The organism is Mycobacterium persicum (genome assembly GCF_002086675.1).
In the GTDB taxonomy this organism is placed as follows: domain Bacteria; phylum Actinomycetota; class Actinomycetes; order Mycobacteriales; family Mycobacteriaceae; genus Mycobacterium; species Mycobacterium persicum.
The window spans coordinates 1-6,752 of the sequence record NZ_MVIF01000163.1; the positions used below are offsets into that span (position 1 = coordinate 1).

7 protein-coding genes and 1 pseudogene are annotated in these 6,752 nt (G+C 67.8%); 4 read left to right on the forward strand and 4 right to left on the reverse strand.

The features are described 5' to 3' along the window. The coding region (locus BST40_RS26865) for a PE family protein (protein WP_083156330.1) at positions 1–633 on the reverse strand (633 nt) is incomplete at its 3' end. A gap of 227 nt (positions 634–860) precedes the next feature. Here BST40_RS26865 and BST40_RS26870 point away from each other — a divergent pair. The 3 genes from BST40_RS26870 to disA are packed head-to-tail and all read left to right on the forward strand — an operon-like array spanning position 861 to position 3,984. After that, entirely contained in the window at positions 861–1,418 is a 558-nt protein-coding gene (locus BST40_RS26870) for a copper chaperone PCu(A)C domain-containing protein (RefSeq protein WP_075548740.1), read from the forward strand. Between the two features lie 56 nt (positions 1,419–1,474). Then, entirely contained in the window at positions 1,475–2,887 is a 1,413-nt protein-coding gene (gene radA, locus BST40_RS26875) for a DNA repair protein RadA (protein ID WP_083156333.1), read from the forward strand. Between the two features lie 20 nt (positions 2,888–2,907). Beyond that, complete coding sequence (gene disA / locus BST40_RS26880) at positions 2,908–3,984, forward strand: DNA integrity scanning diadenylate cyclase DisA (RefSeq protein ID WP_089025322.1); 1,077 nt, start codon at positions 2,908–2,910, stop codon at positions 3,982–3,984. A 4-nt stretch (positions 3,985–3,988) separates the two neighbouring features. Here the strand turns inward: disA and BST40_RS26885 are convergent, their stop codons facing one another. Together BST40_RS26885 and BST40_RS26890 are read right to left on the reverse strand one after the other, a co-directional pair. Continuing rightward, positions 3,989–4,783 carry a hypothetical protein gene (locus tag BST40_RS26885; RefSeq protein WP_089025323.1) on the reverse strand — a complete coding sequence of 265 codons (795 nt, stop codon included), beginning with the start codon at positions 4,781–4,783 and terminating at the stop codon, positions 3,989–3,991. Positions 4,784–4,902: 119 nt separating this feature from the next. After that, positions 4,903–5,526, reverse strand: coding sequence for a carbonic anhydrase (locus BST40_RS26890; protein ID WP_075545212.1), 624 nt, complete (start codon positions 5,524–5,526; stop codon positions 4,903–4,905). Here BST40_RS26890 and BST40_RS26895 point away from each other — a divergent pair. Then, on the forward strand, positions 5,525–6,436 hold the full coding sequence (locus BST40_RS26895) for an HhH-GPD family protein (protein ID WP_075545211.1): 912 nt from the start codon (positions 5,525–5,527) through the stop codon (positions 6,434–6,436). The two genes, BST40_RS26890 and BST40_RS26895, sit on opposite strands and share 2 nt — an antisense overlap. 57 nt (positions 6,437–6,493) lie before the next feature. On the opposite strand, the pseudogene BST40_RS30950 reads toward BST40_RS26895, so the two are convergent. Beyond that, a pseudogene (locus tag BST40_RS30950) lies at positions 6,494–6,752 on the reverse strand (hypothetical protein); the annotation flags it as partial.

A 6,752-nucleotide genomic window follows, 5' to 3' on the forward strand; every position in this document is an offset into this window, starting at 1 on the left:
GCCAAACCATCCGGCGTCACCACCGCGACCGCCGATCCCCCCGGCCGCGCCACCGATCCCGCCGGTGCCGCCATTTCCTAACAGCAGGCCGCCGGCGCCACCGGCCCCGCCCGACGCGCCCACACCGCCGGATCCACCAGTTCCGCCATTGCCGATCAGGCCCGCAGCTCCGCCGGCACCGCCCGCCTGGCCGGCGGCACCAGCCGCACCACGGCCGCCGTTGCCCCACAACAACCCGCCGTCGCCGCCGGCCTGCCCCGGCGCCAACCCGTCGACGCCATTACCGATCAACGAACGCCCAACGAGCAATTGAGTCGGCGCATTGACGATGCCCAACATGGCCTGCTCAACATTGGCGAACTCAGCGGCGGCATAGGCGGCTGCGCCGCCATTCAACGCCCGCACAAACTCCTCGTGAACCAACCCGATCTGCGCCGAAAGCTCCTGATATTGGCGCCCATAGCCGCTAAACAACGCCGCGATCGCCGCCGACACCTCATCGCCGGCCGCCGCCGTCAACTGCGTCGTCATCGCCGCCGCCGCCGCATTGGCCGTGCTCACCGCCGAGCCGATCGCCGCCAAATCCGACGCCGCGCCAGAAACCAATTCCGGCGCCACCAGAAGAAAGGACATGACAGACCTCCACCAGCCGGCAGCCCCCGCTCACCTGTCGGTATAGGCACCGGCGATGCCACTAACGTGAAGTCTTCGTGAAGTCGCCACGCAGATCGCGAAATTGCACCCGGGACCGACACCGGCGCTACCGCCGGCGGCAGCAACCTACTACTGTGCATAGTCGAATCGCAGTCAGCAGGCCGTCATGCGATCTGCCATGCTCCGAACCCAGCAGGAGGCATTGAGTGAACCGCTTCAAGATCCGCCTCACCGCGGTGGGCCTGGTCGCACTGATTGCCGCCATGGTGAGTGCCTGCGGAACCGGTCAGATCTCGCAAACCGCGAATCAGGAGCCCGCCGTCAACGGCAACCGGCTCACCATCAACAACGTGCTGCTGCGCGATGTCCGGATCCAAGCTCTGCAGCGCAGCGGCGATTTCCTGCAGCCCGGCAGGAAGGTGGACTTGGTGCTGGTGGCTATCAACCAATCCCCGGATGTGGCTGATCGTTTGGTGAGCATCGGCAGCGACATCGGCACCGTGACGATGACCGGTGACGCGCGGCTGCCCGCCGGCGGGATGCTGTTCGTCGGTACGCCGGACGGCCAGCTCGTCGCGCCCGGCCCGCTGGGGTCGAATCAGGCGGCCAGGGCAAGCGTCGTCTTGACCAAGCCCATCACCAACGGCTTGACGTACAGCTTCACCTTCAACTTCGAGAAGGCCGGACAGGGCACCCTGATGGTGCCGATCGCGGCGCCGCTGGCTCAGCCGCACGAGCAGGCGACGGCTCCGGTCCGGCACTAACGCCCCACCCAGCCGGCCGCGCCGCGGCTGTCGTACCCGACCGATACGGTCACGGCGTGGCTAACGTGCGTTCGCAATTCCGCTGCTCGGATTGTCGTCATCTCACCGCCAAGTGGGTGGGGCGGTGCATGGAATGCGGCAGCTGGGGCACGGTCGAAGAGGTGCCGATACGCAACGGGGTCGGCGTCAGTGGTCGCCGGCTGCCGGTGCCGGCGTCGCGCGCCGTTCCGATCAGTTCGGTGCAGCCCAACCTGAATCGGCACCGTCCGACCGGCATCGACGAGCTGGACCGGGTGCTGGGCGGCGGCGTGGTGCCAGGGTCGGTGACGCTGCTGGCCGGCGAACCCGGTGTCGGCAAATCGACGCTGTTGCTCGAAGTCGCGCACCGCTGGGCGCAGTCGGGGCAGCGCGCGCTGTACATCTCCGGCGAAGAATCCGCCGGACAGATCCGGCTGCGCGCCGACCGCATCGGCTGTCACAGCGAACAGGTGTATCTGGCCGCCGAATCCGACGTGCACGCGGTATTGGGCCACATCGAGACCGTGCAGGCGGCGCTGGTCGTCATCGACTCGGTGCAGACGATGTCCACCAGCGAGGCCGACGGCGTCGCCGGCGGGGTTACCCAGGTGCGTGCGGTGACGGCCGCCCTGACCGCCGCCGCCAAGGCCCACGGGTTCGGGCTGATCCTGGTCGGTCACGTCACCAAGGAAGGGTCGATCGCCGGACCGCGGTCACTAGAGCACCTCGTCGACGTGGTGCTGCATTTCGAAGGCGACCGCAACGGCGGGTTACGGATGGTCCGTGGAGTCAAGAATCGATTCGGCGCCGCCGACGAGGTTGGGTGTTTTCTATTGCACGACAACGGCATCGAAGGAATCGCCGACCCGTCAAACCTGTTCCTCGATCAGCGGTCCGCTCCGGTTCCCGGTACCGCCATCACCGTGACACTCGACGGGAAGCGGCCGCTGATCGGGGAAGTACAGGCGTTGCTGGCCACTCCGGCCGGCGGTTCGCCGCGACGGGCGGTCAGCGGAATCGACCACGCCCGCGCGGCGATGATCACCGCAGTACTGGAAAAGCACGCCCGGCTGCGCATCGGTGTCAACGACATCTATCTGTCAACCGTAGGCGGGATGCGATTGACCGATCCGTCGTCCGATGTGGCGGTTGCGATCGCGCTGGCCTCGGCGTACGCGAACCTGCCGCTGCCCACAACGGCGGTGATGATCGGCGAAGTCGGGCTGGCAGGCGACCTGCGGCCGGTCAACGGCATGGACCGGCGGCTGGCCGAGGCAGTTCGTCAGGGATTCACCATCGCATTGATCCCGCCCGGTCGCGAGGCGGCGCCGGCGGGTCTGCGAGCACTGCGCGCGCCTACTATCGTGGCGGCGCTCGAGCACATGATCGACGTTGCCGACCACCGCACCAGCGCCCCCGCGAGCGTGTGTCGTCTGGACACTCATCACTAAGTGGCCCCGCTCATAGCAGAATGCACGCTGTGACACGTCCGACACTGCGTGAGGCTGTCGCCCGCCTGGCACCCGGCACCGGGCTACGGGACGGCCTGGAACGTATCCTGCGCGGCCGCACCGGCGCCCTGATCGTGCTCGGCTACGACGAGAACGTCGAGGCGATCTGCGACGGCGGCTTCTCCCTAGACGTCCGCTATGCCCCCACCCGGCTGCGCGAGCTGTGCAAAATGGACGGTGCCGTGGTGCTCTCCACCGACTGCAGCCGCATAGTGCGGGCCAACGTGCAGTTGGTCCCGGATCCGTCGATACCGACCGACGAATCGGGCACCCGCCACCGCTCGGCGGAGCGATCCGCGATCCAGACCGGTTACCCGGTGATCTCGGTGAGCCACTCGATGAACATCGTGACCGTCTATGTCGGCGGTGATCGTCATGTGCTGACCGACTCGGCGACCATCCTGTCGCGAGCCAACCAGGCGATCGCGACGCTGGAACGCTACAAGGCCCGGCTCGATGAGGTCAGCCGGCAACTCTCCCGGGCCGAGATCGAAGACTTCGTCACGCTGCGCGACGTGATGACGGTGGTGCAGCGGCTCGAGCTGGTCCGGCGAATCGGGTTGGTGATCGATTACGACGCGGTGGAACTGGGCACCGATGGGCGGCAGTTACGGCTACAGCTGGAGGAACTGCTCGGCGGCAACGACACCGCCCGCGAGTTGATTGTCCGCGACTACCACGCCAACCCGGAACCGCCGAGCAAAGCCCAAATTGACGCCACCCTGGATGAGTTGGACGCACTCTCGGACACCGAGTTGCTCGATTTCACTGTGCTGGCAAAGGTTTTCGGCTATCCCACGACGGCGGAGGCACAGGACTCGGCGCTGAGCCCGCGGGGCTACCGCGCGATGGCAGTCATCCCGCGACTGCAATTCGCCCATGCCGACCTGCTGGTGCGTTCCTTCGGAACGCTGCAGGGTCTATTGGCCGCCAGCGCCGGCGACCTGCAATCTGTCGACGGCATCGGCGCGATGTGGGCCCGCCATGTGCGCGAGGGGCTGTCACAGCTGGCCGAGTCGACGATCGCTGACCAGTAGAGCGTTAACCGCCCTGAGCGGGCGGGGCCTCCGGCGGCGGCGCCACGGCCGGGCCAGGCGCCGGCGGTGGCCCCGGCGGCTGCGGCGGCTGGTTCAATACGAACGGAACCGGAAGCGACCGAAGGTTGCCCAGCTGGACGACGAGGTTGTACGTGCCGGGACCGATCGCCGGCCGGGGCAATGGGCAATGCGGCGCCGACCCCATCCCGGTCCAGGTCACCGCAGTTGTCACCTGCTCCCCCGGAGTGAACATCTTGACCAGGGTCTCGTTGGAGGGCGCGCAGTCCAGGTTGGACCACAACCGCTTGTTATCCAGCGAGTAGACGTATGCCGCCAGCACCGCGGCCCCGACGTCGCGTTTACAGCCCACTAGCCCGATGTTGGTGACAACCATGGTGAATTTCGGCTGGTCGCCGATGTAGTACTGGGGCGCGTTGGTCAATCCCTTGACTGCGAGCGTGGAATCCGGGCAGTCGTCCCCCTCTTTCAGCACCGGCGGCGGTTGCACCGCGGCGGTAGGAGTCGGCATCTCCGGGTTCTGCCCCTGCGGAGCCGCCGGAGCGTTGGCGGCACTTTGCCCGCCCGGTTCCGGCGCCTGCGGCGGGTTTGAGCCCGGGTGGCTTTGCGCGGAGCCCGGTTTCTCGGCGTTGACGGGTTTGGCGCCGGCGGTGTTACCGACGAAGGCGACTACGGCAGCCACCGCGATTCCGATCACCACGACCGCGATACCCAGGGCCAGTCCCCTGCGCCGCCAGTAGATCTCGGTAGGTAGCGGGCCACGCGGTTCCAGATCCAGCACATTCACACCGTAGGCCCAGGTCACGCCGACTTGTTTGACCTGCCTCGGCGTGTCGCGAGGTTAGCTGGGCCCTTTCGAGCGTGGGCCGTGTTAGAGGCCGGATTAGCGGCGCCGGAAGGTCAGCCTTCCTCGCCGATATCACCGACGTGATCGCGCAACACCGCCCGGCCGTCGGAGAGCTGGTAGGTCACACCCACGATGGCCAGCGTGCCGGCGGCCACCCGCGTCGATATGGCCGTCGAGCGGGCCATCAGCTGCGCCACCGTCTCGTGGATGTGTCGCTCTTCGAACTCGTCGACCCGCTTCAGTCCGTCGCGCCGGCCCAACAAGATCGATGGAGCCACCCGCTCCACCACATCGCGCACATAGCCCTCCGGCAGAGCGCCGCTGTCCAGTGCCGTCAGGGCTGCATTCACCGCACCACAGCTGTCGTGGCCGAGGACGACCACAAGCGGGACGTTCAGCACGGTCACCGCGTACTCGATGGAGCCCAGCACCGCCGAGTCGATGACGTGCCCGGCCGTGCGGACCACGAACATGTCGCCGAGGCCCTGATCGAAAATGATCTCCGCGGCCACCCGGCTGTCGGCGCAGCCGAAGATCACCGCGGTCGGCTGCTGCCCAGCGGCGAGGCTGGCGCGATGCTCAACGCTTTGGCTGGGATGCTCGGGCTTGCCGGCGACGAATCGCTCGTTACCCTCTTTGAGTGCTTTCCACGCGGTTACCGGGTTGGTGTTGGGCATGTCACGCATTCTGCCGTACCGGCCGGTGACCGCTGCGCAGCACATATCATCCGCCAATCTTCTTGCTTGGTACGAGCGATCGCGTCGCGACCTGCCGTGGCGCCGGCCAGACGTCAGTGCATGGCAGATTCTGGTGAGCGAGTTCATGTTGCAGCAGACTCCGGTGTCGCGGGTGTTGTCGATATGGCCTGACTGGGTGCGGCGCTGGCCCACCGCGTCGGCAACGGCCGCTGCGACGGCCGCCGATGTGCTGCGGGCCTGGGGGAAGCTGGGCTATCCGCGCCGGGCGAAGCGTTTGCACGAATGCGCGACCATCATCGCGCGGGACCACGGTGACGTGGTCCCCGACGACGTCGAAACGCTGGTGAGGCTGCCGGGTGTCGGTAGTTATACCGCACGCGCGGTGGCGTGTTTCGCGTACGGCCGGCGGGTGCCGGTGGTGGACACCAACGTGCGCCGGGTAGTGGCTCGTGCGGTGCACGGGCGCGCCGATGCGGGTGCGCCGTCGGCCGCCCGGGACCACGCCGACGTCCTAGCGATACTGCCGAATCATGAATCGGCGCCACGCTTTTCGGTCGCCCTCATGGAACTGGGTGCGACGGTGTGCACGGCCCGCGCCCCGCGCTGCGGTTTGTGCCCGGTGAGCGGCTGCGCATGGCGGACCGCTGGATATCCTGCCACGGACGGTCCGCCGCGGCGCGTGCAGGCATATGCGGGAACCGACCGACAGGTCCGCGGACGGTTACTAGATGTATTGCGCGCCAAGGACTCTCCAGCAACCCGCGCCGAGCTCGACGTGGCATGGCTGATCGATACCGCACAGCGTGACCGAGCGCTGGATTCGTTGCTGGCCGACGGCCTGGTCGCAAAGACTGCCGATGGCCGATTCGCGTTGGCGGGCGAAGCGTAACCTCCCGATTGGCCTGGCTACCCGTCCGGGATCGGCGCCAATCGCGTTGCCCACAGGCTACGTCTTTCCCGTGAGCCCATCGTTGCCGAGCAGCAGCCCGGCGGTGCCGCCGGCGCCGGGGTTGCCCGCGGCCTTGCCGAGCCCGGCGTTGCCGCCGTTGCCGCCATCGCCGATGACGACGCCGTTTCCGCCGGTGCCGCCGGCGCCGCCCTTGCTGCCGGCGCCGGTGGTGGTGCTCGCCGCGCCGGCGCCGCCGTCACCGCCGTTGCCGATCAGCCCGGCCTTGCCGCCGACCCCCCCTGCCCCGCCGGTGGCG